Genomic DNA, 519 nt, shown 5'->3' on the forward strand with positions numbered 1-519 from the left:
CTGCGCGGCAAGCGCCTGGGGCTGTCGCTGCAGGAGATCAAGCAGCTGGTGGACATGTACGACAACCAGTCGGACACCGTGCCGCAGCTGCGCGCCTTCCTCGGCGTGCTGGACCAGCACCGCAAGCAGCTGCAGCAGCAGCTCAGCGACATCGAGGTCACCCTCGCCGAGATCGCCCAGCACGAGGAGCGCTGCCACGCGCTGCTGGCCGAGGCCGGCCAGCCGGTCGACAGCTGAGCCGCCACCCGCTGACCGCGGCGCGCGGACGAAACCCGGCCCTGCGCGTCGCGCCGCCCCACACGGCGCCGCCCTACACTCCGCCGCCATGAACGGCCTGCATCTCACCGCCGACCTGGCCCGCTGCGCGCGCGCGGCGCTGCTGACGGACGCCCCCGGCCTGGCGGGCCAGGCTCGCGAGGCGGTGGCGTCGGCCGGACTGACCGTGGTGGGCGAACACTGGCATCGCTTCCCGGCCGCGGCCGACGGCTCGCCGGGCGGCATCACCGGCATGCTGCTGCT

The 519-nt window shown here is 74.4% G+C and carries 2 protein-coding genes; both read left to right on the plus strand.

What is annotated here, in order from left to right; translation table 11 throughout:
- A partial coding sequence (locus FUT87_RS26490; RefSeq protein WP_147242915.1) for a MerR family DNA-binding protein occupies positions 1–237 on the plus strand: 237 nt, incomplete at its 5' end.
- Between the two features lie 88 nt (positions 238–325).
- Positions 326–519: S-adenosylmethionine decarboxylase (locus tag FUT87_RS26495; RefSeq protein ID WP_186830781.1), on the plus strand; the 194-nt coding region annotated here is incomplete at its 3' end.

The organism is Mitsuaria sp. TWR114 (genome assembly GCF_007997345.1).